The sequence below is a fragment of the Aquabacterium sp. genome, assembly GCF_016234775.1.
In the GTDB taxonomy this organism is placed as follows: Bacteria; Pseudomonadota; Gammaproteobacteria; order Burkholderiales; family Burkholderiaceae_C; genus Aquabacterium.
Map to the genome: position 1 here is coordinate 37630 of NZ_JACRAH010000009.1, position 25660 is coordinate 63289.

Sequence of the window (25660 nt, forward strand, 5' to 3'; positions counted from 1 at the left end):
CGGAGGCCGACATGACACTGCTTCGCAGAGGAGTCCCGTTTGCCTTGAGTGCGCTGTCGCTCGGCGCTGCCCAGATGGCCATGGCCACGCCCCCCACCAGTGGTGCTTATGTCACCGACGCTCAGAACACCTGGGTGCAGGATCGCGTTGGCGATAGGGTAGGCACCGTCAACATGATCATGTGCATCATCGGCAGCATGCGCGGCGATGCGATGGTCAACCAGGGCACCTATGTGGCCTTGATCGATCAGAACAAGTGCAAAGGGCGGGGTGACAGCAGCAAGTCCACCAGCACCAGTGCGGGTGCGTCCAATGCAACCAACTACATGACGGCGGTGGTGCAGGCTACGCAAGCATCCGAATCTGCGCCGCTGATCATCAAGTCCTGGCTGCATGAAGAGCAAGACGATGGTGGTGGCGCCATGAAGTCGACCATCTATGTCTATGTGGAGGCGTTTGAAGGCAAATCCGAGACCTACCCGAACGGACGATTCCGCATGTACTTCTGTGGGGAGGATGACGCTCAGCCAGGCACCTGCGGCTTCAGCGGCTCCCTGCAGTCTGACGAAACGGGGTTGAGCTTCTACCAGGATGAGATAGGTGGTGGTGGCGGTGGCGGCGGAGGTGGCGGCAGCTACATCACGCAGCTAAAGCTGATCAACAACCCCAGCCTGGATACCGGCTCCGGCAAGATCAGCGGGACTGAAGGCGGCTCGCCCTATGATTACACGTTCACCTATGACGGGAACCACTTCATCCGCAAGGAAGGTGCGAACGCCAATGCGTGCTTCGACCGTCGGCAGTCGCAAGGTGAAACCTCGACCTGGCGCTACGGCACCTATGGCAGTTCTGGCGAGCGACTGGACATCGACAACCCGGGTTTTTCTGTCAAGTATGTCAACGGCGGCAATACCTACTATGGCTTCTGGAGTTTCTGGGGTTTGTGGTTGCCTGACTCGGCCCTGGACGATATTGCACTGGGCAATGGCACGCTGACACGCCGCGTGGGCTCGTCGGACGTGACGCTGACACCGATCAGCAAGGGCGGCAAGCTCTGGCGCCTCACCCGCGACACCTCAACCCTGGATGAGTTGAAGAACGTGTCGATGATGTACTGGTCGCATGCAGCGATCGGCACCACCGACGGCTCCACGCCGGCCCCAACAGACACGAACTACGAGGTGCAGTGGGATGGCAGCACGCTGAATGTGGTGGGCTACCAGCAATGCGGTGACAATGGCTGTACGCCCAATCCGCTGCACGCCAGCGTCCCGCTGAGCGCGGCCACTTTGCGCAGCAACTATACGAATGCGTTGCCGGTGTTCTTCCCGTCCGGTGGTGGCAATGGCGCCATCGTCGTGCCGGCTACCGGTGCGTTTGGGGCTGATACCGAGGTGTCTTACCGCACCCGTGAGGTGGTGGCCCCCTCTGGCTCCGCTATCGGGCTCAACTGTGTGAGCATGTGCCCCAAGACAGGGACGAACCTGGTCAGCAGCGGCAGCTTGAACGGATCGCCATTCAAGGACGGTGGCGTCTGGGGCCCCAGCAGCACCAACTATGCCTACACCTTCCAAGCCGGCATGATCAATGACGGCAGCGCGGATGCGGATGCATCCGGCGCCAGCAAGAACGGCATGGGCGGCAACCAGTGGGGCTTGACCAGTGGTTTCATGGTGGCCGATGCCGACCTGGCCAGCATCCGTTGCAACAGCAACGGCGTGGCCAATACCAGTGGTGACCACTACTGCTCGTCCCTGGCTGACCGGTTGACCACGATCTACCAATGGGAGACCGGCCCGAACCAGTGGAACAAGTACTTCGGCGCTTCCGGTGTGACCATCAGCCCGCCCAAAACGCTGAGCCTGGATGCGGTGGCCACCTTCACCAGCGGCAACCCCAACAACGGCAACAACATTCGCGGTGGCTCTGAGAACCAGCTCACCCGCTATCACGGCAACAAGGTGCAGTTGCAGTTCAGCGGCTTTGGTGAACTGCAAGGCATTCCTGGTGGTTGCGTGGACCCGGACACCAATGAAGCTGTGCAGTGCGGTCAACTGCAAGGTGGTGCCATGGCCCGTTGGGTGCCCGCCTTTGATATCGTTGATGGCAGTGCCGTGACGGATGGTTCGCAGAACTACTACGTCAAGTTCCTGGAGCGTGAAATGCGCTTGAGCAAGGTCAGCTGCGGTGTGGTGTCGGGCTCACTCAGCCTGACGGCGGCCAGTGCCCTGGCGCTGCCTGACGCGAGTCTGGTGGATGTGAATGCCAAGGCCGCCGTGATGGGGGTGCTCACTGTAGAGCCCACGCCTACAAGCACCAAGCCATCGGTGATTGACGGCATCGTTCAGTGATGCCCTCCTCGGCGGATTGAACCAGCGGCCCTGCGGGGCCGTTTTTCATGGTTGCGCGGCTGAACAGCTGGGCCAGCCCAGTGTTTGCCCTTCAATGTGCAGGCAGGTTTCCGCGGCAGCGGCGACATCGGGGGGCAGCACGCGCACGAAGGCACTCAAGGCGGCGCTCAGGCGAGCTTGATCGGCGGGATCCGCGCATTGCACCTGCGCCGTCTGGCGCTCCAGTGACAGGCGCGCATCGCAAACACCATTCAGAGCTTGTGCCTGCAATTGAGCCTGGATTTGATCGGTGCCCAGCTGCAGTTGGCGCCGGGTCGCGGCAATGGCTTGCTCGCGGCGCATGGCGGCCTGGGCATCGTCCTGCCATTGAGGTGATGGTGCAGCCGCACCGCCCCAGCGCCCTCGCCCCAAGGGCTGGCTCACGATGGGGGCAAACAGGCTGGCGAACCGTGCGCCGGGGCGGACTGCAGGCGGCGGGGCGGCCATGGGTGCCGATGCGGTCGCCGTGGCTGGCGCTGGCGGCTCGCCCGTCACCGGCGGTGTGGCGGGGGCCGGCTCGATGGGCGGCTGGGTGGTGGGCTTCTGCGCCGTGGGCGCAGGAGGGCGATGCAGTGGAACTGACGCCGAGACGACCTTGGGGGGCTTTGGGGCTGTCTGGCGGACGGGGGCCGGGGTCGCAGGCATCAACTGCACGGTGAGCCCCCCGCGCTTTTGAGCGACGCTGACCGTGGCCCCGGGTGGTTGATGCCCATACAGCCACCCTGCTACCGCCAGCGCATGCGCCACGACGGACAGCATCAAGGCACCACCCATACCGGGTAGGGACAAGCCTGCGGTCCACTTTGGCATTTGCATCCAGTGACCATAGCGCCGTCAGATGGGGGGCAAACGCCAGAAAAGTGCCCGGTGGATGGGCTTTCAGAACGTCGCACAGGTGCCATCGCGCTACCGTGAGGCCGAACGAGTTTGACCTTGCCCAAGAAGGCCGCGTCCAACGGGAAGCGCCTGACGATCAACTGATGTCTCGTTGATCTGATTCGCCCGGGTGTCATGATCCGGTCGAAAAATGGGGCGATGATGCCATGCATGAATCGCCCCACCACGACACCTGTGCAGCCGGGCCAGCGTCTGGTTGATCTGGCTACCAAGCCTGTCGACCAGATCCTGAAGGCGCTGGATGCGCGTGTCGATGGACTGGATGCGGCTCAGGCCCGTCAGCGCCTGAAGCAGTTCGGCCCCAATCAGGTGTCACCACCCGGAACGCGCAAGTTGCTGGTTCAGTTGGTGCAACGGGTGGCCAATCCTTTGAACTTCCTGTTGGTCGGGCTGTCACTGGTTTCCTTGCTGACGGGCAATGCCGAATCCGCTGTTCTGATCTTGCTGATGGTGGTGCTGAGCATCACCCTGGGCTTTGTGCAGGAGCGTCGCTCCGACAAGGCTGCTGTGGCTTTGCGTGCCATGGTTCATACCACCGCGGCCGTGGTACGGCGCGGTACGGCTGGTGCCCGAAGTGCGGCGCCTGCCGCGCCCAGTGCCGCACCAGATGTCCGGGAGGTGCCCATCGCGCAATTGGTGCCGGGCGATGTGGTGCACCTGTCGGTGGGCGACCTGATCCCTGCGGATGTGCTTGTGCTCAGCGCACGAGACTTCTTTGTCAACGAGGCCGCCTTGACGGGCGAGTCCATGCCGGTTGAAAAGCATGCCTTGGTGGAGGCCGCAGGCGTGGACACCATGGCCTTGCGCAATGCCTGCTTCATGGGCACGCATGTGGCCAGTGGCTCGGCCACCGCCGTGGTGGTGAACACCGGGCCCAGGGCGGTATTTGGCGGCATCGCACAGGCCATGACGGGCGAACGTGGCCCCAGCAGTTTTGATCAGGGCCTCAACCGCTTCACGTGGTTGATGCTGCGCTTCATGATGGTCATGGTGCCACTGGTGTTCCTGATCAATGGCCTGACCAAGGGCGACTGGTTGGAAGCGCTCTTGTTTGCCACGGCGGTGGCGGTGGGCCTGACGCCCGAGATGTTGCCCATGCTGGTCACGGTGAACCTGGCCAAGGGCGCGCTGACCATGTCACGCAAGCAGGTCATCGTCAAACGCCTGCAGGCGATCCAGAACTTCGGCGCCATGGATGTGCTGTGCACCGACAAGACCGGCACGCTCACGCAGGACCGCATCATCCTGGAAAAGTATGTGGATCTGGATGGCCAGCCCAGTGACTGGGTGCTGGATTTCGCCTACCTCAACAGCTACTACCAGTCCGGCCTCAAGAGCCAGCTGGATCAGGCCGTGCTCAAGTACACCGAGGTGCACGACAAGCTGCACGCGCGCGGCCAATACGAGAAGGTCGACGAAATCCCGTTTGACTTCCAGCGTCGTCGCATGTCGGTGGTGGTGGAGGGGCAGGGGCAGCGCCTGTTGATCTGCAAAGGCGCCGTCGAAGAGGTCTTTGCGGCCTGCTCACAGGCAGAGTCTGGCGGGCGGCGTTTCGCGCTGGATGCGAGCCACCTGGAGACGGTGCAAGCCACCAGCCGTGCGCTCAATGAAGATGGCTTTCGCGTGATCGCCATCGCCTACAAGCCTCTGGCGGAAGGCCAGCCTCCCGTGACCGTGGCTGATGAGCGCGATCTCGTGCTGCTGGGCTTCATCGCGTTTCTCGATCCACCCAAGGAAGGCGTGCGCGAGGCCTTGTCGGCCCTGGCTCGCCACGGCGTGGCCGTGAAGATCCTGACCGGTGACAACGAGGTGGTTACACGCAAGATCTGCCGCGATGTGGATTTGCACATCGACCGCATTTTGCTGGGCCGGGACATCGAGGCCATGAGCGATGTGGCGCTGGGCGAGGTCGTCGAACAGACGCAGGTGTTTGCCAAGTTGTCGCCCGGACAGAAGTCCCGTGTGATCCAGGCACTCCGTGCAAAAGGCCATGTAGTCGGCTATCTGGGTGATGGCATCAACGATGGGCCGGCGTTGCAGGCGGCGGATGTAGGCGTCTCGGTGGACACGGCTGTGGACATCGCCAAGGAGTCTGCCGACATCATCCTGCTCAAAAAGAGCCTGCTGGTGCTGGATGATGGCGTGATCGAGGGCCGAAAGGTCTTCGGCAACTTGCTCAAGTACATCCGCATGGGTGCCAGTTCGAACTTCGGCAACATGTTCAGTGTGCTGGGGGCCAGTGCCTGGTTGCCTTTCTTGCCCATGGCGCCGATCCAGGTGCTGACCAACAACCTGCTGTATGACATCTCGCAGACCGCGATTCCATCCGACGAGGTGGACGAGGAAGAGTTGTCTCAGCCGCGGCACTGGGACATCAGCCACATCGCGCATTACATCCTGATGGTCGGGCCGATCAGTTCGCTGTTCGATTACGCCACCTTTGCGCTGATGTATTTCTACTTCAAGGCCCAGACGCCAGAGCAGGGGGCGCTTTTCCACACGGGCTGGTTCGTGGAGTCACTGCTGTCTCAAACGTTGATCATCCATGTGATCCGCACGGGGCGCCTGCCCTTCATCCAGAGCCGGGCCAGTCGGGCCTTGACCGGCACCACGCTGGCGGTGTGCGCGGTGGGCGCGTACCTGCCATTCTCGCCCCTGGCAGGTGCTTTGGGCTTGGTCGCCCTGCCGTGGCCGTACTGGCTGGCCTTGTGCGGCATCTTGCTGTGCTACCTGGGTCTGGCGACGCTGGTGACACGTTGGATGCGCAGGCGCTTGCGCCTCGTATAAGGCCTTGACGACTCAAGTATTGGCGATTCTGGCCGAAAAAGTCGTTTCATGGCGGTCGTTGGGAGGCACCCTTCGCCAAGGCCGCCAATACAAAGTGACGACGCAGGCGTCGATGACAGGTGTACCCATGAATTTTTCAGACATCAAGCTGGGCAAGAAGCTGGGCGCAGCTTTTGGATTTGTCGTGTTGTTGAATCTGGTTGTGGGGGGCTTTGCAGTGACGCAGTTGTCCCGCCTTCACAGCGACACCGAAGAGATTGCGACCAACTGGATGGTGGGTGTGCGTGCACTGGGTGACCTGCGCGACGCGGTGGCCGAGATCCGCCGTGCCGAATCCCTGATGATGGTGCTCGACAGCGATCAGGAGCGGCTTGGCGAGGAGGCGCGGATTGTCAAGGCCAAGCAGCAGATTGCCGACCTGCTGGCTGTGTATGAACCGACGGTGACCACGCCCGAAGAGCGTCAGTTGGCCGATCAGTTCAAGCAACAACTCGGCGCCTATTACGAGGCCAACAACCGCTTGATCGAGGCTGCCAGAAAAGGCGAAGCCGGTGAGACCGAGGTCCATCAGATCTACAAGGGCGCGTCTCGCGTGGCATTTCGTGGCATGCGGGCCACGCTGGAGCAGGACATCGCTTTGAACAAGAAGGGTGCTGATCAGGCCTTCGAGCACGCGCAAGCCACGTATGGGCAAGCGCGTGGTTGGGTGTTGGCCTTGCTGATCGGGGCGGTTGGTCTGGCCTCCTTCCTGGCCTTGTGGATCACCCGCATGGTGACGGTGCCGGTCAACGAGGCAGCCGCGGTGGCGCGTCGCATCGCCGATGGTGACCTGACCGGGCGGCTCAAGGTGACGGGCCGCGATGAAATCGGCAACCTGATCCAGTCCCTGGTGGACATGAAAGAGAACCTGGTGCAAATGGTGGGCGGTGTGCGCATGGGGGCCGAAAGCGTGGCCACAGCCAGCTCGCAGATCGCCCAAGGCAACCAGGATCTGAGTCAGCGCACGGAAGAGCAGGCTTCGGCCTTGCAACAAACGGCGGCTTCCATGGAGGAGCTGGGCTCTACCGTGACCCAGAACGCCGACAGCGCCCGTCAGGCCAATCAACTGGCCAATGGCGCCTCGACGGTGGCCATTCAGGGCGGCGAAGTGGTCAGCCAGGTGGTGGAGACCATGCGCGAGATCAACGAGAGCTCGCGCAAGATCTCCGACATCATCACCGTGATCGACGGCATCGCCTTCCAGACCAATATTCTGGCCTTGAACGCCGCCGTGGAAGCCGCCCGTGCCGGTGAGCAAGGCCGTGGCTTTGCCGTGGTGGCCGGCGAGGTGCGCAACCTGGCGCAACGCTCTGCCGAGGCCGCCAAGGAGATCAAGTCCCTGATCGGGGCCAGCGTGGAGCGCGTGGAGCGTGGCTCCAATCTGGTGGACCAGGCTGGCTCGACCATGCAGGAAGTGGTTAATGCCATCCGCCGTGTCAATGACATCGTGGGCGAGATCACCAGCGCCAGCGCAGAGCAAAGCTCCGGCGTGTCACAGGTGAGCGAGGCCGTGAGCCAGATGGACCAGGCCACCCAGCAAAATGCAGCATTGGTGGAAGAAAGCGCAGCCGCTGCGGAGAGCCTGAAGCAGCAGGCGCAGCAACTGGTTCAGGCCGTATCGGTGTTCAAAATGAACTGATGCCGATCAGGACTGCTGGCTACCCAGCGCCTGCGCATGGTGGGCCAGATGGTCTGCCACGAAGCTCTGGATGAAGTAGTAACCGTGGTCATAACCTTCATGGCGACGCAATGCAAGAGGCTGCCCGATCTTCGTGCAAGCCTCTTCGAACTTTTCAGGGTGCAGTTGCGTGGGCAGAAACTTGTCGGCCAGACCCTGGTCGATGAGGATGCCATCCGGGTAGGGCGGCATGGGGTACTCGGCCATCAGGGCGCTGGCGTCGTGGGCTGGCCATGCGCTGCGATCCGGCCCCAGGTAGCCGCTGAAGGCTTTTTCACCCCAGGGGCACTGCGTGGGCGCGCAGATCGGTGCCAGCGCTGACAGGCTCTTGAACAGGCCCGGGTTGCGCAGGGCCAGCGTCAAGGCCCCATGCCCGCCCATCGAGTGCCCGAAGATGCCCATGCGATCGGTGTCCACCGGCAGGTGGTGGCTCAGCAGCGTGGGCAGTTCCTGCGTGATGTAGGTTTCCATCTGCCAGGCGGCCGACCAGGGGCGCTCGGTGGCATCCAGGTAGAAGCTGGCGGCCTCGCCGAAATCCCAGGCTTCATTGGCTTCGTCCAGATCGGTGTCACGCGGGCTGGTGTCCGGCGTGATGAGGGCCAGGCCCAGGCGCGCGGCATGCTGCTGGGCTCCGGCCTTGATGGCGAAGGTTTCTTCCGAGCAGGTCAGGCCCGCCAGGTAGAACACCACGGGCACCTTCTGGCCTTGCAGGGCCTGCGGTGGCAGGTACAGGCCGAACTGCATGGGGACGCCTGTGGCGCCCGAGGCGTGGCGGTAAAAGCGCTGCACGCCGCCAAAGCAGGCGTGCTCCGTCAGCAATTGAAGTGTGCCCATCGGCTGGTTCCCTGGTATGTGAAAGCCTCAGTAGATCACCACGGAGCGGATCGACTCCCCGCGTTTCATCAAATCAAAACCTTCATTGATTTGATCCAGGCGAAGCTTGTGCGTGATCAGGCTGTCGATGTTGAGCTTGCCGTCCATGTACCAGTCCACAATTTTGGGCACATCGGTGCGGCCGCGCGCGCCGCCGAAAGCCGAGCCTTCCCACTTGCGGCCGGTCACCAGCTGGAAGGGGCGGGTGCTGATTTCGGCGCCGGCTTCGGCCACGCCGATGATGATGGAGCGGCCCCAGCCCTTGTGACAGCACTCCAGTGCCTGGCGCATGGTCCTGGTGCTGCCGATGCACTCGAAGCTGTAGTCGGCGCCGCCATCCGTCAGTTGCACGATGGCATCCACGATGTTGCCGCCTGCGGCTTCGATGTCCTTGGGGTTGAGGAAGTGGGTCATGCCGAACTGGCGCGCCATGGCTTCGCGGTTCGGGTTGATGTCGATGCCGATGATCTTGTCGGCGCCCACCATCTTGGCGCCCTGGATCACGTTCAGGCCGATGCCGCCCAGGCCGAACACGACCACGTTGGCGCCGGCTTCCACCTGGGCCGTGAACAGTACGGCGCCCACGCCGGTGGTCACACCGCAGCCGATGTAGCAGACGGTCTCGAAGGGCGCGTCTTCCCGGATCTTGGCCAGGGCGATCTCGGGCACCACGATGTAGTTGCTGAAGGTGGAGGTGCCCATGTAGTGCAGGATGGGCTGGCCATTGAGCGAAAAGCGCGAGGTGCCGTCAGGCATCAGGCCTTTGCCCTGCGTGGCGCGGATCTTCTGGCACAGATTGGTCTTGCGGCTCAGGCAGAACTTGCACTCGCGGCATTCCGGTGTGTAGAGCGGGATGACGTGGTCGTTCTTGCGCAGGCTCTTGACGCCCGGGCCCACGTCCACCACCACGCCGGCGCCTTCATGGCCCAAGATGGCGGGAAACAGCCCTTCCGGGTCGGCGCCGGAGAGCGTGTAGTAATCGGTGTGGCAGATGCCAGTGGCCTTGATCTCGACGAGAACCTCGCCTTCGCGGGGGCCTTGCAGATCCAGTTCTTCAATGGTCAGGGGGGCGCCAGCTTTCCAGGCGACGGCGGCTTTGGTCTTCATCGGTGGGCTCCTAGGCGCGAAGGTTTTGCTATCAATCCGCCACTATTCCACAGCTTGGAAGCCACCATGCGCCACCCATGAAAAAGGCCACCCGAAGGTGGCCCGGTCGGAGCGAACTGTCTTACAGCAACAAAACCGGGGCCAGGAAGCCTTGCTGCTGCAGTTCATCCTGCACATCGTTGCTGCCCGTTGGCACAGCCAGCCCTGAGTTGAAGCTCTGGCCTTCGGCACTGTCGAGCGCGCCGTCGCCATTGGCGTCAAAGCTCATGGCGCTGCTGGATTGGCAGCTGTTGGTCGGGGCGTAGGCGATGCGGGAGCTGCTCAGGCTCCAGCTCGTGGCGCTTTGGCTCAGGCTGACGGCCTGATATTGGTAGGCGTTGTGAAGGGTTTGGGTGCTGCCGGGGCCGCTCCAGTTGCAAGCCATGCCCAGCATCGTGCCATCGGTGTGGCTGATGTCGTTGGTGTAGCCATGGAACAGGGCCAGCGTGCGTGTCTGCGCGTTGGTGTCGAGGCTGCTGTGGCCGGCAAACAGGCGCGCGTTGCTGGTGCCGTTCAAGGGCTGATCCTGCCAGGCGAGGATGAAGTCGCTGGTCTGTGCAGACACGAGCACATCGTTGCCCATGCGGACAAAGCCCTGGCGCCACCCCAGGGTGCTGCCGCGCACAGTGCCTGGCAGGTACACGGCGGGATCGAGCTCGCCCGACATGGCTGTGGCCGCCAGCTCGTCGAAATGGTTGGTGCTGCCGGGCTTGCCGCAGTACTGTCCGGCGCGCAGGCGCAGGCTCAGCCATTGATCCTGGCGGTTGTAGCCGACCGACATCATGCGAGCCACCTTGTAGCGGCCGGAGCCGCTGTCTACCTGGTCCGCGCAGCCGATGCTGGCATCGGGGCTCAGGTAGGCCAGGGCCATGCGCAAGGTGCCAGCGTAGTGGGCATCGGTATCGGCGGGGGTGTGCAGCAGGCTGATTTCCAGAGACTGGGCACTGGTGCCGCTGCCTCGGGTCAGCAAGAGGCGGTAGGTGTATTCGCTGCCACCAGCATTGAGTGTCACGCTGGCGGCCTGGATCGACGCGCCCTGCAGTTGCGAGGTCAGCAGGTTGCTGGCCAGGCTGGTGACATCCGTTGTGGCGCCCGCTGCGGGCAAGGCGATACTGTTGCCGCTGTTGTTGGCGATCTGATCACGCATGGCCGCCAGCAGCAAGATGGCCTGATGCGCCCGCGCACTCAGGGCCTGCGATTGCGCGGCCACTTCTGCGACCGCACAGGCCTGCGGTGTGCTGCTGTCATCGGTGGCTCGCCAGATCCCCACCTCGCCGGCGGGCAAGGTGCCGCTGGCGTTCGTGGCGTTGTCGTGGTGGGTGTAAGCCACGCTTTGACCGTAGCACGCGGCGTGGCTGCGCGGGTCGGTGTCAAACAGGGCGCTCACGTCCAGCAGGGCGCTGCCAGACAAGCTCAGACGGCCGGTGGCCAGGGCATCGACCTGGCTGGATGACACCGCTTGCTGCGTGGCCATGGCGGTACTCAAGCCCAGGTTGTCGATGCCCAGTGCGCCCGGGATCACGTCGCTGGCGGGGGCCAGCGCTGTGGGCGATGCCACGGACATCCCGAACGGGAATGGCCAGGTCGACGTGGGGGCGACGCCGGCATTCGGCACGCCGGCCGTCTCGCTGGTGCTGCCGCCACCGCCGCCGCCACCGCCGCAGGCTTGCAGCAGGCCGGCCATCATCAAGGTGGTGGTCAGTCGAAGGGCGCGCAGGCGAGCGGCTCGGGCGGAACGCGCCAGTGGGGTGAGGGAAGAGGGGGCTGATGTGTGCATATGAGGGCTCCAGGCGCAAGCCAGTGGCAACGCACACAATGCCGCGAAGCCCCCCCGGGTAATCGCGCATGAACAAGGGCGTTTGGGCGCCTTTTTCACCCTCAAGTTTTCGGGTGCGGTGTGCCCCTTGCGATAATGCGATCCGAACCCTTGGAGGAGCCCCATGTTTCAGCACGTTTATGCCTATCCCGGCGACCCCATCCTCACGCTCAACGAGGATTTCCAGAAAGACCCGCGTCAGGGCAAGATCAACCTGAGCATCGGCATCTACTTCGACGAACAGGGCCGCCTGCCCGTGATGGCCGCCGTGCGTGAGGCCGAAAGCGCCATGCTGGCCCACATCGGCCCCAAGCCCTATCTGCCCATGGCCGGCGCCCCCAACTACCGTGAGGCCGTGCAGCACCTGCTGTTCGGTGCCGATCACGAAGCCGTCAGGAGCGGCCGCATCGCCACCTTGCAGACCCTGGGCGGCTCAGGCGGCCTCAAGGTGGGTGGCGACTTCCTCAAGCGCTACTTCCCTGATTCGCAGGTGTGGGTGAGCGACCCGACGTGGGACAACCACCGCGCGATGTTCGAAGGCGCGGGCTTCCAGGTCAACACCTACCCGTATTACGACCCGGCCACGGGCGGCCTGAAGTTCGATGCCATGCTGGACACGATCAAATCGCTGCCCAGGCACAGCATCGTGCTGCTGCATGCCTGCTGCCACAACCCCACGGGTGTGGACCTGAGCGTGGCGCAATGGGGCGAGCTGATTCCCGTGATGCGTGAGCGCCAGTTGCTGCCCTACCTGGACATCGCCTACCAGGGCTTTGGCGATGGCATCGATGAAGACGCGCATGCCATCCGCGCCTTGGCCGATGCCGGCGTGCCCTTCTTCGTGGCCAACTCGTTTTCCAAGAGCTTCTCGCTGTATGGCGAGCGCGTGGGTGGCCTGAGCGTGGTCTGCCCTGACAAGGACCAGGCCGGGCGCGTGTTTGGCCAGCTGATGTCGGCCGTGCGCCGCAACTACTCCAGCCCGCCCACCCACGGTGGCCAGATCGTGGCGCGTGTGTTGCAGACGCCCGCCCTGCACAAGCTGTGGGCCGATGAGCTGGGTGGCATGCGCGAGCGCATCCAGCTGATGCGCCGTCGCTTGCATGACGGCCTGGTGCAGCGTGTGCCGGGGCGTGACTTCAGCTACTTCATCACCCAGCGCGGCATGTTCAGTTACACCGGCCTGAGTGCCGAGCAGGCTGATGCACTGCGTGAGCAGCACGGGGTGTACCTGCTGCGCTCCGGCCGCATGTGCGTGGCGGGCCTCAACAGCCACAACGTGGACCGTGTGGCCGAGGCGTTGGCCGCCGTGATCTGAGCAGCCAGGGAGGCGAGGGCGTCAGAAGGCGCCCGCCACCCTGAAGCGGCTGACCACCACGGCCAGTGAATCGGCCTGATCCTTCAGGCTGGCCGCAGCGGCGGCTGACTCTTCCACCAACGCCGCGTTTTGCTGCGTCATCTGATCGAGCTCCGACACGGCTGAGTGGATGGCACCCACGCCTTGCGTCTGCTCCGTTGTGGCATGCGCGATCTCATGGATCAACGACGCCACCTTGTCCACCGATGCGACGATGGACTGCATGGTCTGCCCCGCGTTCTGAACCAGTGTGGCGCCTGATTCGACATGCTCGGTCGATGTCTGAATCAAGGTCTTGATCTCGCGCGCGGCCTGGGCGCTGCGTTGTGCCAAGGTGCGAACCTCACCGGCCACCACGGCGAAACCACGGCCTTGCTCGCCAGCTCGTGCCGCTTCCACTGCAGCGTTCAAAGCGAGGATGTTGGTCTGGAAGGCGATGCCATCGATCACGGTGATGATGTCCGTGATCTTGCGCGCGCTCGCATGGATCGCCTCCATCGTGTGCACCACCTGCGATACCACCTCGCCGCCACGTTGTGCCTGGCTGGAGGCTTCTGCCGCCATCTCCTGTGCGGATGTAGACGATTGCGCGTTGTGGCTCACCGTGCCCGACAACTCATCCATGGATGAGGCGGTGTACTGCAACCGTGCGGCTGTGTTCTCCGTGCGCTGGCTCAAATCCAGGTTGCCAGCGGCAATCTGCTGGCTGGCCATGGCCACACTGTCCACGCTGTTGCGCACTTCAGCGACTGTGCTGGCCAGGCCGGCACACATCAGCTGCATGGCTTGTAGCAGGCGGGCGATTTCGTCGTCGCCTTGTGTCAAAGGGTGGGGGGCTTGCCCAGTGGCCAGATCGCCTTCTGCAATGGCCTCGGCGCGCTGAACCGCCACCTTCACACCTTGGCTCAGATCGCGAGCCGTGACTTCAATGAACACAGCCATCGCGAGGGCAGTCAAGGTCACCACGATCAAGGCCTTGGTCAACTGCTGGTGGAAGGCCGCCTGCACATCATCGATGTAGAGGCCCGAACCCAGCACCCAGCCCCAGGGCTCGAAGCCCTTGACGTAGGAGACCTTGTCCTGCGGTTGGTCCATGCCGGGTTTGGGCCATTGATAGTTCACAAAACCCTGGCCCTTTTCCTTCACGGTGCTCACAAAGTGTTTGAACAGAAAAACGCCGTTGGGGTCCTTCATCTCGGCCACATCCTGACCATCCAGTTGGGGCTTGATGGGGTGGTGCACCATGCGGTGGTTCAGGTCATTGACCCAGAAGTACTCGTTGCCGCTGTAACGCAGCTTGTCGAGCGCGGACAGCGCCATTTTTTGTGCCTGTGCCTCGCTGAGTTCGCCTGACTGTTGTCGGGCGTGGACCCACTGCACGGTGGCGTGCGCCACCTCCACGGTTTGGCGAACCGCGTCTTGCCGTGCACCCAGTTGCTGCTGATAGCTGGACCACATCAGCGCGCAGGCCACGCCGACGACTGCGACCCCAGCGAGCAAGGCGAGCGCCCTCAGCCGTGAGGCGACACTGAATTGTCTGAACCAATTGAACATGTTGAAATCCGTTGGTGATGTTGACTGCTGGTCACGCCAACCGGGATCGCATTTCCGCCTGCGAAGCAATGCGACTCCGGACGGCGCCTGGATGGCAAACGCTCATCCAGCAAACCGATGTTGCGCGAAAGGCCTTTGACGCGTTGCGAAGAAATGAGGGTGCAAACTGACGCTTAACGCGCTGCGCCATAGGGGGCATCCCGTGCACGCATTCAGTGCCATCCGTAGAAGAATCGGACACGTGCCTGAGCCATCCGGCTCATCGCTGAGGAGCCCCTATGGAAAAGATCTGGCTGAAGCACTATCCGCCAGGTGTCCCGCATTCGGTTGACCCTGCGGCTTACAACTCTCTGGTCGAGTTGCTGGATGAAGGCCTGACGCGGCATGCCCCCTTGCCGGCCTATCGCTTCATGGGGCGTGCCTGGTTGTTTTCGGACATTGATGCGGCCTCGCGACGCATGGCGGCGTATCTCCACGGCCTGGGCCTCAAGCCGGGTGACCGTGTGGCCGTGATGCTGCCCAACGTGCCGCAGTACCCGGTGGTGGTGGCGGCCATCTTGCGCGCCGGCATGGTGGTGGTCAATGTGAACCCGCTGTACACGCCGCGCGAGCTGGAACATCAGTTGAAGGATTCGGGCAGCGCGGCCATCTTCATCCTGGAGAACTTCGCGCACACCCTGCAGGAGGTGATCGGTGCCACGCCCGTGCGGCATGTGGTGCTCACCAGCCTGGGGGACATGCTCGGCCTGGTCAAAGGCGCGGTGGTCAATATGGTGGTGCGCCGTGTGCGCAAGCTGGTGCCGCCTTTCGATTTGCCAAGTGCGGTTCGCTTCAACAAGGCTTTGCGTATTGGACGAGGCCAGGCCTTCACGCCGGCCAGACCCGGGCCCGATGATGTGGCCGTGCTGCAGTACACCGGCGGCACCACGGGCGTGAGCAAGGGCGCCACGCTCACGCATCGCAATGTGGTGGCCAGCATGCTCCTGTCCGAGGCCTGGAACAAGGCGGTGATCGACCCCATCGCGCGCCAGGAGCAGTTCACCATGGTGGCGGCTTTGCCGCTCTATCACATCTTCGGTTTTGCGGTGAACATGATGCTGGGCATGCACCTGGGCGCCTGCAACATCCTCATTCCCAATCCACGTGATCTGCCGGCCATGTTCAAGGAGCTGTCACGCTACCGCTTTCACAGCTTCCCGGCGGTCAACACCCTGTTTGCCGCCATGGCGCGCCACCCTGATTTCCGCAGCGTGGACTGGAGCGCACTCAGACAGTCCGTGGGCGGTGGCATGGCCGTGCATCAGGCCACGGCCAAGTTGTGGAAGGACAAGACCGGCCTGGTCATCTGTGAAGGCTATGGCTTGTCCGAGACCACAGCCGGGGTCACCTGCAACCCAGGCCAGCAGCAGGCCTTCACCGGCGGCATCGGTTTGCCCTTGCCTTCCACCGAGGTGGTGATCCTCGATGAAGATGGGCGAGAGTTGCCAACAGGCTCACCCGGTGAGCTGGCCGTGCGTGGCCCCCAGGTCATGTCAGGCTACTGGCAGCGTCCGGATGAAACGGCCAAGGTGATGACGCTCGATGGCTTCATGCGCACGGGCGACATCTGCGTGATGGACGAGCGCGGCTACATCAAGCTCATCGACCGCAAGAAGGACATGATCCTGGTGTCGGGCTTCAATGTCTACCCCAACGAGATCGAAGACGCGGTGGCCTTGCTGCCCGGGGTCAAGGAGTGTGCGGCCATCGGCATCCCCGATGAACGTTCGGGCGAGGCCGTCAAGCTGTTCGTGGTGCGGGATCGGGCTGACTTGAGCGAGCAGGCCGTGCGAGATCATTGCGCACAAGTGCTGACGGGCTACAAGCGCCCCAAGGTGGTGGCGTTCAGGCAGGATCTGCCCAAGACGCCCATCGGCAAGGTGCTGCGCCGGGCCTTGCGCGATGCGGAGCCCGCCGTGGTGGCCGAGGCCAGTGCACGGCAGGCCGAACAGGCGCTTACTGAGGCCCCATGAGCTTGACGGGGGTGACCTCGATGGTCTGCTCGCCATCGTTGATCCACGCGGTGCCATCCTGCACGGTGAACTGCAGCTGCATGGTGCGCTTGGCCAGCGTGGCCAGGGCCTGGCTCTGCTCGGTGGGGATCTGCCACACGGTCAGGTTCTGAGGGCGTGTGAGCTTGTTGGCGATGTTGTCCCACCAGACGTTGGTGCTGCTCTGGAAGGCGTAGACGCTGACCTTGCGGGCGCGGCCACAGGCCTTCATGATGCGCTTGTCATCAGGCTGGCCCACTTCCACCCAGTGCATGATCTCGTCGGAGAAGCTCTTGTGCCACAGCGCGGGCTCGTCAGGCTCCCACATGTCCTTGGCCAGCTCCAGCGTGCCTTCCTTGGTGTCGGCCGGCCAGTTCAGGGCCAGCGCCAGCACGCGGATCATCATGCGCTCATCGGCCTCGGACGGGTGCCGGGCGATGGTCATGGATGGATCGGCATAGACGTTGCGGTCCATGTCGGCCAGCTGCAGCTGGGCTTTGAAGATGGTGGCTTTGAGCGCCATGATGTCGATCTAACGGAAAACAGCAAAGACTGCGATCATCCTCCAAAAACGCGGTTCAACCAATCGCCCATGGTCTTGAGCACCTCGCCTTGCTCGACTTCGTTGAAGATTTCGTGTGACAAAGCGGGGAAGGGGCGGCTGCTGACCAGCGAGGTGGGCGCCGTGGCGGCGAAGGCTGCCGAGCCTTCAGGCTTGACGCAGCGATCCTGGCCGCCCCACATGATGAGGGTGGGCACCGTCCACTGCGGGGCGCGGGCGCGCACGTTTTCACCGGCGGCGATGATGAACATGGTCATGCGGCCGGTGATGCGGTCGTGCACCAGCGGGTCGGCCATATAGGCTTTGACCGTGGCGGGGTTGTTGCACACCCACTCGGGCTTGAGGCCGTTGCCCACGGGTACATCGGGCGTGAGCTTGCCGATCGTGGCCAGCAGGACCTTCTGGATGGCGCTTGTGGGCACGTCCAGCGCGGGGGATGACAGCACCAGCGCGTCCACCGGGCGAGACCAGGGCGCGGCTTCCTTCGGTGTGGCCAGGGCCGATACAAAGCGGCCTGCAATCGCGCCACCCAGGCTGTGCCCCACCACCAGCAGGCGCTGGCCGGGGTAGGCGGCGCGGGCGGCGTCCACCACGCTGGCCAGGTCATGCAGGAAGTCGTCGTCGGTGTTCAGGCCGCCACGCTTGCCGGGCGAGTTGCCGTGCCCACGGTGGTCGTAGCCGATGGCCGCCCAGCCTTGCTGGTTCAGGTAGGCTGCCACATGGGCATAGCGCAGGCAGTGTTCGCCCAGGCCGTGCACGATCACGGCCACGCCACGCGGTGCCTGGCCGGCCGCCACAGGCCAGTGCTGGGTGACCAGCGCCAGGCCATCACGGGTGCGGACGGTGGCGGGGAAGTTCGGTGTGGGGCTCATGGTGCGTGTTCCTGGGGCGGGGCTGTTGGGGTGTGGTGGGCGGAGCGTGCGAAGGGGCGATCAGGCCAGACTTGGTGCGCGCAACCACCCCAGGCCGGCCGAAGTGCCGGCGCGCGGCTTGTATTCGCAGCCGATCCAGCCTTGCCAGTTCAGCGCGTGTAGTTCCTTGAACACCCAGTCGTAGTTCAGCTCGCCTTGATCGGGCTCGCCTCGATCCGGCACGGCGGCAATCTGCAGATGGCCCACGCGGCCTGTGGGCAGGTACTGGCGCAGGCGCATGCTCACATCGCCTTCCACGATCTGGCAGTGATACAGGTCCATCTGCACCTGCAGATGCGGCGAACCGATGGTTTGAACCAGTTCGTGGGCCTGCGCCTGGTGCGTCAGCAGGTAGCCGGGCATGTCGCGGCCATTGATGGGTTCGATCATCAGCGTGCGCCCATGGGCCCGCGCCTGTTCGGCGGCCCATTGCAGGCGTTGGCCGTAGCGGGCCCAGGCAGCGTCACGGCCGGCTTCGATGCACAGCCCCGCCATCACATGAACACGTGGGCAATCCAGTTCGCCTGCCAGTTGCAGGGCTGCGTGGATGCTGGCCTGGAAATCCGCCTCGCGGCCACCCAGGCTGGCCAGGCCGCGTTCGCCTTGTGCCCAGTTGCCTGGGGCCGCGTTGAACAGCACGAGTTGCAGGCCGTTGTCACGCAGGCGGGCTGCCACCTCGGCGCTGGGGTGTTCATGTGGGAACAGGCACTCCACACCCTGAAAGCCATCGCGCGCAGCCGCCTCGAATCGATCCAGAAAGGGCAGATCGGTGTAGAGCCAGGATAAGTTGGCGGCGAATTTCAGTGTGCAGGACGTTGTGGGGGCAGGCATGGGCTTGGATGGGGCAGCAAGATTCTTGCAGCACAACTGCAAGAAGCCGCAAGCGTAGCCCAAAAGCGTGTGCCGCCACCCCCCTGAAAAACCGACCGCCGACGGGCGCGGGGCCGGTCGGCGTGGTGTAGCGCGGCGGTGAAGCGGTGCGCTCAGGCGATCAGAAGGTTTCCCATTCGTCGTCCGACTTGGCTGTGGCGGCGGGGGCCGGGGTGGCTTCGGGCTGGGGCAGGCTGGGGCGCAACAGTGGCGCAGGCTTGGCTGCGGCCGAGGGCGCCGGTTTGTAGGCCGGCTCGGCCTTGAGCATCGGGGTGACCGGTGTATAGCTGCTTGACGAGCTGGTCGGGAACTTGGTCGTCACCGTGCTCGTGCTGAACGAGCTGGTGCCCGTTTGTCGGCCCAGCTTGAAGGCGGCCACGGCATCGGCCAGCTTGTGCGCCTGGTCCTTCAGGCTTTCGGCTGCAGCGGCAGATTGCTCCACCAGGGCGGCGTTTTGTTGCGTCATCTGGTCAAGCTGGTTGACCGACTGGTTCACGTGGCTGATGCCCTGGCTTTGTTCGCCAGCCGCTGCCGTGATCTCGCCGATGATGTCCGATACGCGCTGCACGCTGCCCAGGATCTCGGTCATGGAGTGGCCGGCGTCTTGCACCAGCTTCGAACCGGATTCGACCTTCTCGCTCGACGAGTTGATCAGCGTCTTGATTTCCTTGGCGGCCTGCGCACTGCGCTGGGCCAGCGTGCGCACTTCACCGGCCACCACGGCAAAACCGCGGCCTTGCTCGCCGGCTCGTGCCGCTTCCACGGCAGCATTCAGCGCCAGGATGTTGGTCTGGAAGGCGATGCCGTCGATCACGGTGATGATGTCGGTGATCTTGCGGCTGGCGTCGTTGATCTCGGCCATGTTGGCCACCACCTGCGTCACGATGCTTTCACCACGCTGGGCTGCCGTGGCCGCGCCCGTGGCCATCTGGTTGGCCTGGCGCGCGGCATCGGCGCTCTGGCGCACGGTGTTGGTCAGGTCGTCCATCGAGCTGGCGGTTTGCTGCAGGTTCGAGGCGGTGTGTTCCGTGCGGTTGGACAGGTCCTGGTTGCCCGAGGCTATTTCGGACGAGGCCGTGCCGATCGAATCCGTGGCGTGGCGGATCACGCCGATGGTGTCGTGCAGCTTGTGCTTCATGGTGATGACAGACGCCTTCAAGGATCTGCTGTCCTTGGGGTTGTGCTGCAGGTCCATGTCCAGATCACCTTCGGCGATGCGGCCCACCAGATCGCGCAGATCGGCGGGCTCGCCGCCCAGGTCATGCCATACGGAGGTCACGATGGCTTGCGAGGCGATGCCCAGCACGCTCAACACGATCACGCCAGTCAGCAAGGTGACCCACAAATTGGTGCTCACGCCTTGCGTGGCGGAGGCTTGGACATCATCGATGGCGGCGCGGGCGGCCTTCTTGTTCTGCTCCAGCAGCTTTTGCAGTGCCACCTGTGAGCTTTGCATCTTGCCCAACTGCTCGCCAGGATCCTTCTTGCTGACCAGGGCCCGGGTCGCCCCGATGGCAGACGACTGGTAGGCCTCGAACGCATCGCTCAACTCTCGGGCGATGGCCGTTTTCTCGGGCAGTTTCTGCATGCCGCCCAGCGCATCCTTGGCGCTGGCCACCATGGCGTCGGCTTCCTTCAGGCGCTCGGTGTCGCCTTCGGCAGCGGCCGTCTGCAGGGTGAGGCGCAATTGTTCGACGCTGCGGTCCACCGCCGTCACGTAACTCATGTGCGGGTTGTCGACTTCGTGCAGGTGCGTCAGGACGCTGGAGGTGCGCTCACCCACAAAGAAGCTGACGGCCACGCCGATGACGAAGACAGCCGCTGCACTGATGGGCAGCATCCGGATTTTGGTGCGAAAGTTCATGTAAGCCTCCTGGGCCGGGCCGCGTCAAGCAAGCGATGGCAGCAAACGCCGCATCGACCCTATCGGCATCTTCCCGCTTTCGCTGAAATGGGAAGCCTTGAAAAGTCCGCTTTACCAGGGCCATTCCCGGCCGTTTTTCGGCCCTGGTGCTCGCTGTTCCTACAATCCCCGGATGCAATCGCCGCCAACGCCGCCTTCCAGCGCGGCTTCATCCCCCTTGTCTCCCTTGCACAGCCCGAAGGCCTTGATGGCCTGGGTGGCGCTGCTGTACTTTTCAGAGGGACTGCCGCTGGGCCTGTTTTATGACCTGTTTCCGGTCAATCTGCGGCAAGCGGGTGTTGGCCCGGCGGAAATCGGCCTGCTGAGCCTGCTGGGCCTGGCCTGGACGGTGAAGTTCCTGTGGGCGCCGTTGATCGACGCCTGGCGCGGCCACCGCTGGTGGATTGCCGGCGCCAATGCGGGCATGGCCCTGGTGCTGGTGGCACTGGCCCTGCACCCGCAGGCGTTGGGGCAGGGCGCCACCTGGCCCTGGGCCTTGCTGGCGGCCTTCACGATGCTGTCGGCCACCAATGACATCGCCACCGATGGCTACACGATCGAGCTCTTGTCCAAGGGGCAATACGGCGTGGCCAACGGCCTGCGCATCGGTTTCTACCGCGTGGGGATGCTGGCAGCCGGGGGCATGCTGGTGGTGGCCGGTGCCATGGGCGAGCCGGGGCAGCCCAACTGGACGGCCGCCTACGGCCTGGGCGCGGTGCTCATGCTGATCAACGGGTTGTCCATTCTGTTTGCGCCCGCGCAGCCACCGCGTGCCGCACGCGATGAAGGCGCTTCTGCCCGTGAGTGGGCGGCGGTGCGCGAACAACCGCTGTGGCTGCTGGCGCTGGGCCTGGTCATGGCCGGCTTGCTGTGGCCGGTGCTCGGCCCGATAGCCAAGGCCGCGCAGTGGTCGGCCATTCAGGCTGTGAGCGGCACCTGGTGGTTCAAGGGCGCCGTGCCGGTGGGCCTGATGTTCGCCGGCGCCAGCCTGATGGTGACCGCCGCGCGCGGCCCACAGGCCCACGCCATGGCCGACGGCCCCATCTTCGGTGCCTGGGTGGAGCTGCTGGCGCGCCCGGGCATGCTGGCCGTGCTGCTCTTCATCCTCCTGTTCAAACTGGGCGATGCGGCCATGGGCTTCATGGTCAAACCCTTCTGGGTGGATGCCGGTTTCACGCCCGCCCAGATCGGCCTGGTCAGCGTCAACGTGGGCCTGGGGCTGTCGATTGCCGGTGGGCTGGCGGGCGGCTGGTATGTAGACCGTGTCGGCATCTTCAAGGGCCTGTGGGTGCTGGGCCTGGCGCAGGCCGCGTCCAATCTGGGTTACGCCCTGGCAGCCTGGTATGTACCGCACACGGAGCCTGGCTTGCAAGTGAGCGCACACTATCAGTTGGCGGTTTATGGCGCCAGCGGGCTGGAAAGCTTCACCAGTGGCCTGGGCAGCGGTGCCTTCATGGCTTTCCTGATGGGCATAACCAGCAAGGAGCGCGCCACCACCGAGTACGCCATCCTCTCGTCGATCTTCGCGTTTTCGCGCGCGGTGGCGGGCTGGGCCGGGGGCCTGGGTGTGGAGCAAATGGGCTATGCCACCTTCTTCTTCCTGACTTTCTGGTTGTCCTTCCCCGCTTATTTGCTGCTGCCCGCCGTGCGACGTATGCTGCACAGGGCCGACGTGCGTTAAGCAGGATCAGGTGGGATCAGGCAGGATCAGGCAGTGAAACAACAAGATGTTGAGAAGAGGCTCCGTGTGATGGGTGGTTTGCAGTTGAATCGTTGGGCAGCGCGCGTGGCCAGTGCTGCGGTGCTGTCGCTGGCCGCGCTGGCGCCGGTGGCCATGGCCCGTGATGGTGTGGAAGTGGGCCCGCGCTCCCGCTTTGCGTACATGGTCAGTGCCGACGATCTGGAAACGGCCGCGCAACGCAATTACATGCAACTGGCCGAGAAGGCTCGCCAGCAAAATGCGCTGCTGCCGGACAACCATCCTCTGTCGATCCGCCTCAAGACGATCGCGACGCGCCTCATCCCCCATACCTACGAATGGAACCCGCGCGCCCAGCAGTGGCGCTGGCAGGTCATGGCCCTGAACGCCAAGGAGCTCAACGCATTTTGCATGCCGGGCGGCAAGATCGCTTTCTTCTCGGGCATCGTCACCGAACTGCAGTTGACGGACGACGAAGTGGCGATGGTGATGGGGCACGAGATGGCGCACGCCTTGCGCGAACACGCCCGCGCACAGACGGGCAAGACGCGCGCGACCTCACTGGGTGCGGGCATCCTCTCCAGCATCCTGGGCCTGGGCAATACGGGCGACGCCTTGCTCAATGTAGGCAGCCAGTTGCTTACGCTGAAGTTCAGCCGCGAAGACGAAACCGAGGCCGATCTGGTCGGCATGGACCTGGCCGCGCACGCCGGCTATGACCCCCGCGCCGGCATCAGCCTGTGGCGCAAGATGAGCGCGGCCAACAAGGGCGCGCCACCGCAGTGGATGTCAACCCACCCCGCCAGCACCACCCGCATTGCCGACATGCAAGCCCAGTTGGGCAAGGTGCTACCTGTTTACGATCGCGCAGCCAAGCCAGTACAGCGTTTCGATGCGCCCCGCAAGACCGGCGCCGCCTATCTGGACGACGCGCCTGCCTTGGCCTACTGGGGCGCGGCTCACAAATAAGGATTGCCGATACGCTCTTCGCCGAAGGTGCTCTCGGGGCCGTGGCCGGGCGTGAAGGTGACGTCTTCACCCAGTGGCAGCAGCTTGGTCTTGATTGCGTTGATCAGATCCGCGTGGTTGCCGCCAGGGAAGTCCGTGCGGCCGATGCTGCCCGCAAACAGCACATCGCCTACAAAGGCATGGCGCGTGGTGGGCTCGAAGAACACCACGTGGCCGGGCGTGTGGCCAGGGCAGTGCAGCACATTGAGCTTGCAGTGGCCGATCTGAACCGTATCACCCTCATTGAGCCATTGCGTGGGCGTGAAATCTTCAGCCAGCGGGAAGCCGAACATCTGGCTTTGCTGGGGCAAGGCATCGATCCAGAACTTGTCACCCAGATGCGGCCCGATGATGGGCAGGCTCAGCGTGTTGGCCAGATGGCCCGTGGCCCCGGCGTGGTCGATGTGCGCGTGGGTGAGCCACAAGGCCTTGAGCGTGAGGCCGCGTGCTTCCACGGCTTCGAGCAGCGTGCCGACATCACCACCCGGATCGATCAGGGCGGCTTCCTTGGTGTCTGAGCAAAAAACCAATGAGCAGTTCTGTTCAAACTGGGTGACGGGGATGGTGATGCGTTGGAACATGGTCTCGAAACACTTTGAACTGATGCGACTGCGGGAAGCGTAGCACTACCTGTGGGGGGGAGTTCAGCCTGGCGCATCAAGCGGCAGGATTGGCGAGGGTAGTGAGGTATCAGGCGGCGACCAGCACGTGAGTGGGGTGTCTCGGGGTGGTGGGTTTGCGGCTGCTTTAGGCTGGGTGAGGTTATCCGTCCTGGGCACTGTGGCCGACAGCTATAGACCCAGAGCAGTCGGTCATGCCGGTTAGTCGCGGGCGCTACGCCATAGCGCATTGGTGCGAGATCAGGCCGGTGGGGCACTCTGCTCCGCTCGTGTCCTCCGGAACGGGCTTGCAGCCCATTCCTCCTCCTTTACCTCGCTACGCAGAACGCCCCACCAGCCTGATCCTGAGACGCTGAGGCTGTTAAACGGTCGCACGCCACCCATGTCTCAAGCTGCGGACGTCGGGTGGACAACGCAGCGAGGTAAAGGAGGAGGGGTGGACGCAGTCCGCCCCGGGGGACACGAGCGGAGTTGTCCACCCGGCGTCCGTGGCCCACACGCAGCTCGAACACGAAAGACAGCAAGTGGCCGGGAGCAGCCCAAAGGCTGGTCTGGTTCGACCAGAACTGAGTGCCTGCTTTGGATCGGGGTCGGTGGTGCTACGCCGGCGCCTGGTTTCAGCCTAAAACGTCGATTAATGCGGCCCCAGACTTTCAAACGATTTGGCTACCGCCTTGCTGACATTGCTTCTCGCCCCGCCAGCATTGGCTTCGGCAACCAAACATCCTAGGCACACCGAACGGGCTCGCCAGATTGACGCCACTCGCGCTGGTGTGGCGTCAAGGCCGTCTGAGATCCAGCCCGGCGCTTGATGCTGTAGTGCAAACGCACTACAATGAAGCCATGAAAACTGCCGTCATCCCCCAAGTCCGTGTCGAACCTGAGTTGCGCGCTGATCTCGATTCGGTGCTGCTGCCCGGCGAGACGCTGACTGAATTTGTCGAGGCATCGGTGCGTCGCGCCGTCGAATTTCGCCGCGTGCAAACGGACTTCGCCGCGCGGTGCGATGCCTCATTGGCTGCGTACGAGCGCACCGGGGTTTCCATTGCGTCGGACGTTGTCCTGTCGAAGCTTGAGGCGAAGGTCGCCGCGCGAGTGAAGCAACTGCGCAAATGACGTTCAGAGTCGAGTTCACGCCTGAGGCCGAAGCCGATCTGGATCGATTGTTCGACTTCCTGCTGGATCGCGCCGAGACCGTCGAAGAAGCCACGCGTGCCTATGAGGCTGTCGAGTCCATTCGCACCGCTGCCAATAGTCATCTCGCGACCACGCCCTACAGCTATCGCCGGGTCGGTCAACGTCCAACCTTGCGTGAACTTATCATCCCGTTCGGCTCCACCGGGTACGTCCTTCGCTTCGACATACGCACCCCTGAGTTGGTCCTCGTCATCGGCGCGCGCCACCAGCGCGAAGAAGATTTCCACTGACGGTGGCGCACTCTTTGGCCCCCGGTCATTGATGTCAGTACCTGGTTGGTTGCAGTCGCATGTAATTGACCCCGTGCATGTGAGTTGAACGGTTGG

General features: G+C 63.7%; 19 protein-coding genes. 9 read left to right on the plus strand and 10 right to left on the minus strand.

Annotated features, from left to right (window positions below; all coding sequences use genetic code 11):
* Positions 1-11: 11 nt before the first annotated feature.
* Positions 12-2351, plus strand: coding sequence for a hypothetical protein (locus HY836_RS03870; protein ID WP_290673765.1), 2340 nt, complete (start codon positions 12-14; stop codon positions 2349-2351).
* Between the two features lie 45 nt (positions 2352-2396).
* Here HY836_RS03870 and HY836_RS03875 read toward each other — a convergent pair whose 3' ends face one another.
* The gene (locus HY836_RS03875; protein ID WP_290673766.1) at positions 2397-3200 is read right to left on the minus strand and encodes a hypothetical protein; all 804 of its coding nucleotides are present in this window, start codon (positions 3198-3200) and stop codon (positions 2397-2399) included.
* 237 nt (positions 3201-3437) lie between these two features.
* Between HY836_RS03875 and mgtA the strand changes: the two genes are divergently transcribed.
* The gene (gene mgtA, locus HY836_RS03880; RefSeq protein WP_290673767.1) at positions 3438-6074 is read left to right on the plus strand and encodes a magnesium-translocating P-type ATPase; all 2637 of its coding nucleotides are present in this window, start codon (positions 3438-3440) and stop codon (positions 6072-6074) included.
* A gap of 127 nt (positions 6075-6201) precedes the next feature.
* The gene (locus HY836_RS03885; RefSeq protein WP_290673768.1) at positions 6202-7752 is read left to right on the plus strand and encodes a methyl-accepting chemotaxis protein; all 1551 of its coding nucleotides are present in this window, start codon (positions 6202-6204) and stop codon (positions 7750-7752) included.
* Positions 7753-7758: 6 nt separating this feature from the next.
* Here HY836_RS03885 and fghA read toward each other — a convergent pair whose 3' ends face one another.
* The 3 genes from fghA to HY836_RS03900 form a co-directional block, all read right to left on the minus strand.
* Positions 7759-8625 (minus strand): S-formylglutathione hydrolase, encoded by an 867-nt coding sequence (gene fghA / locus HY836_RS03890; protein WP_290673769.1) that lies wholly within the window; start codon positions 8623-8625, stop codon positions 7759-7761.
* Positions 8626-8652: 27 nt separating this feature from the next.
* Positions 8653-9771 (minus strand): S-(hydroxymethyl)glutathione dehydrogenase/class III alcohol dehydrogenase, encoded by a 1119-nt coding sequence (locus HY836_RS03895; RefSeq protein ID WP_290673770.1) that lies wholly within the window; start codon positions 9769-9771, stop codon positions 8653-8655.
* A gap of 121 nt (positions 9772-9892) precedes the next feature.
* Complete coding sequence (locus HY836_RS03900) at positions 9893-11587, minus strand: hypothetical protein (protein ID WP_290673771.1); 1695 nt, start codon at positions 11585-11587, stop codon at positions 9893-9895.
* 163 nt (positions 11588-11750) lie between these two features.
* Here HY836_RS03900 and HY836_RS03905 point away from each other — a divergent pair, with 163 nt between their 5' ends.
* Positions 11751-12941 (plus strand): amino acid aminotransferase, encoded by a 1191-nt coding sequence (locus HY836_RS03905; protein ID WP_290673772.1) that lies wholly within the window; start codon positions 11751-11753, stop codon positions 12939-12941.
* Between the two features lie 21 nt (positions 12942-12962).
* Here the strand turns inward: HY836_RS03905 and HY836_RS03910 are convergent, their stop codons facing one another.
* Positions 12963-14534 (minus strand): methyl-accepting chemotaxis protein, encoded by a 1572-nt coding sequence (locus tag HY836_RS03910; RefSeq protein WP_290673773.1) that lies wholly within the window; start codon positions 14532-14534, stop codon positions 12963-12965.
* Positions 14535-14812: 278 nt separating this feature from the next.
* On the opposite strand from HY836_RS03910, the gene HY836_RS03915 reads away from it, so the two are divergent.
* Positions 14813-16546 (plus strand): AMP-binding protein, encoded by a 1734-nt coding sequence (locus tag HY836_RS03915; protein ID WP_290673774.1) that lies wholly within the window; start codon positions 14813-14815, stop codon positions 16544-16546.
* Here HY836_RS03915 and HY836_RS03920 read toward each other — a convergent pair.
* From HY836_RS03920 to HY836_RS03935, 4 genes are all read right to left on the minus strand, one after another.
* The gene (locus tag HY836_RS03920; protein WP_290673775.1) at positions 16530-17087 is read right to left on the minus strand and encodes a YaeQ family protein; all 558 of its coding nucleotides are present in this window, start codon (positions 17085-17087) and stop codon (positions 16530-16532) included. The genes HY836_RS03915 and HY836_RS03920 overlap by 17 nt on opposite strands.
* A 35-nt stretch (positions 17088-17122) precedes the next feature.
* Positions 17123-17998, minus strand: a complete 876-nt coding sequence (locus tag HY836_RS03925) for an alpha/beta hydrolase (RefSeq protein ID WP_290673776.1) — start codon at positions 17996-17998, stop codon at positions 17123-17125.
* A gap of 60 nt (positions 17999-18058) precedes the next feature.
* Positions 18059-18868 carry a 2-oxo-tetronate isomerase gene (otnI, locus tag HY836_RS03930; protein ID WP_290673777.1) on the minus strand — a complete coding sequence of 270 codons (810 nt, stop codon included), beginning with the start codon at positions 18866-18868 and terminating at the stop codon, positions 18059-18061.
* 160 nt (positions 18869-19028) lie between these two features.
* Entirely contained in the window at positions 19029-20771 is a 1743-nt protein-coding gene (locus HY836_RS03935; protein ID WP_290673778.1) for a methyl-accepting chemotaxis protein, read from the minus strand.
* A 172-nt stretch (positions 20772-20943) separates the two neighbouring features.
* Here HY836_RS03935 and HY836_RS03940 point away from each other — a divergent pair, with 172 nt between their 5' ends.
* Both HY836_RS03940 and HY836_RS03945 read left to right on the plus strand, forming a co-directional pair.
* On the plus strand, positions 20944-22491 hold the full coding sequence (locus HY836_RS03940; RefSeq protein WP_290673779.1) for an MFS transporter: 1548 nt from the start codon (positions 20944-20946) through the stop codon (positions 22489-22491).
* 69 nt (positions 22492-22560) lie between these two features.
* Positions 22561-23478: a M48 family metallopeptidase gene (locus HY836_RS03945; protein WP_290673780.1), complete on the plus strand. Its 918-nt coding sequence runs from the start codon at positions 22561-22563 to the stop codon at positions 23476-23478.
* Here the strand turns inward: HY836_RS03945 and HY836_RS03950 are convergent.
* Positions 23469-24098, minus strand: a complete 630-nt coding sequence (locus HY836_RS03950) for an MBL fold metallo-hydrolase (RefSeq protein WP_290673781.1) — start codon at positions 24096-24098, stop codon at positions 23469-23471. The genes HY836_RS03945 and HY836_RS03950 overlap by 10 nt on opposite strands.
* Positions 24099-24980: 882 nt before the next feature.
* On the opposite strand from HY836_RS03950, the gene HY836_RS03955 reads away from it, so the two are divergent.
* Both HY836_RS03955 and HY836_RS03960 read left to right on the plus strand, forming a co-directional pair.
* Entirely contained in the window at positions 24981-25253 is a 273-nt protein-coding gene (locus HY836_RS03955) for a YlcI/YnfO family protein (protein WP_290673783.1), read from the plus strand.
* A complete protein-coding gene (locus HY836_RS03960; protein WP_290673785.1) occupies positions 25250-25564 on the plus strand; it encodes a type II toxin-antitoxin system RelE/ParE family toxin in 315 nt (104 codons plus the stop codon). Before HY836_RS03955 ends, HY836_RS03960 begins: the two co-directional genes overlap by 4 nt.
* Positions 25565-25660 lie beyond the last annotated feature (96 nt).

What these genes read in the sequence shown, in the direction of transcription:
- HY836_RS03920 (WP_290673775.1), bottom strand. Translation starts at nt 17,087, where the DNA reads ATGGCGCTCAAAGCCACCATCTTCAAAGCCCAGCTGCAGCTGGCCGAC.
- HY836_RS03960 (WP_290673785.1), top strand. Translation starts at nt 25,250, where the DNA reads ATGACGTTCAGAGTCGAGTTCACGCCTGAGGCCGAAGCCGATCTGGAT.
- HY836_RS03905 (WP_290673772.1), top strand. Translation starts at nt 11,751, where the DNA reads ATGTTTCAGCACGTTTATGCCTATCCCGGCGACCCCATCCTCACGCTC.
- HY836_RS03940 (WP_290673779.1), top strand. Translation starts at nt 20,944, where the DNA reads ATGCAATCGCCGCCAACGCCGCCTTCCAGCGCGGCTTCATCCCCCTTG.
- HY836_RS03945 (WP_290673780.1), top strand. Translation starts at nt 22,561, where the DNA reads ATGGGTGGTTTGCAGTTGAATCGTTGGGCAGCGCGCGTGGCCAGTGCT.
- mgtA (WP_290673767.1), top strand. Translation starts at nt 3,438, where the DNA reads ATGAATCGCCCCACCACGACACCTGTGCAGCCGGGCCAGCGTCTGGTT.
- HY836_RS03910 (WP_290673773.1), bottom strand. Translation starts at nt 14,534, where the DNA reads ATGTTCAATTGGTTCAGACAATTCAGTGTCGCCTCACGGCTGAGGGCG.
- HY836_RS03870 (WP_290673765.1), top strand. Translation starts at nt 12, where the DNA reads ATGACACTGCTTCGCAGAGGAGTCCCGTTTGCCTTGAGTGCGCTGTCG.
- HY836_RS03950 (WP_290673781.1), bottom strand. Translation starts at nt 24,098, where the DNA reads ATGTTCCAACGCATCACCATCCCCGTCACCCAGTTTGAACAGAACTGC.
- HY836_RS03875 (WP_290673766.1), bottom strand. Translation starts at nt 3,200, where the DNA reads ATGCCAAAGTGGACCGCAGGCTTGTCCCTACCCGGTATGGGTGGTGCC.
- HY836_RS03925 (WP_290673776.1), bottom strand. Translation starts at nt 17,998, where the DNA reads ATGAGCCCCACACCGAACTTCCCCGCCACCGTCCGCACCCGTGATGGC.
- HY836_RS03885 (WP_290673768.1), top strand. Translation starts at nt 6,202, where the DNA reads ATGAATTTTTCAGACATCAAGCTGGGCAAGAAGCTGGGCGCAGCTTTT.
- HY836_RS03955 (WP_290673783.1), top strand. Translation starts at nt 24,981, where the DNA reads ATGAAAACTGCCGTCATCCCCCAAGTCCGTGTCGAACCTGAGTTGCGC.
- fghA (WP_290673769.1), bottom strand. Translation starts at nt 8,625, where the DNA reads ATGGGCACACTTCAATTGCTGACGGAGCACGCCTGCTTTGGCGGCGTG.
- HY836_RS03900 (WP_290673771.1), bottom strand. Translation starts at nt 11,587, where the DNA reads ATGCACACATCAGCCCCCTCTTCCCTCACCCCACTGGCGCGTTCCGCC.
- HY836_RS03935 (WP_290673778.1), bottom strand. Translation starts at nt 20,771, where the DNA reads ATGAACTTTCGCACCAAAATCCGGATGCTGCCCATCAGTGCAGCGGCT.
- otnI (WP_290673777.1), bottom strand. Translation starts at nt 18,868, where the DNA reads ATGCCTGCCCCCACAACGTCCTGCACACTGAAATTCGCCGCCAACTTA.
- HY836_RS03915 (WP_290673774.1), top strand. Translation starts at nt 14,813, where the DNA reads ATGGAAAAGATCTGGCTGAAGCACTATCCGCCAGGTGTCCCGCATTCG.
- HY836_RS03895 (WP_290673770.1), bottom strand. Translation starts at nt 9,771, where the DNA reads ATGAAGACCAAAGCCGCCGTCGCCTGGAAAGCTGGCGCCCCCCTGACC.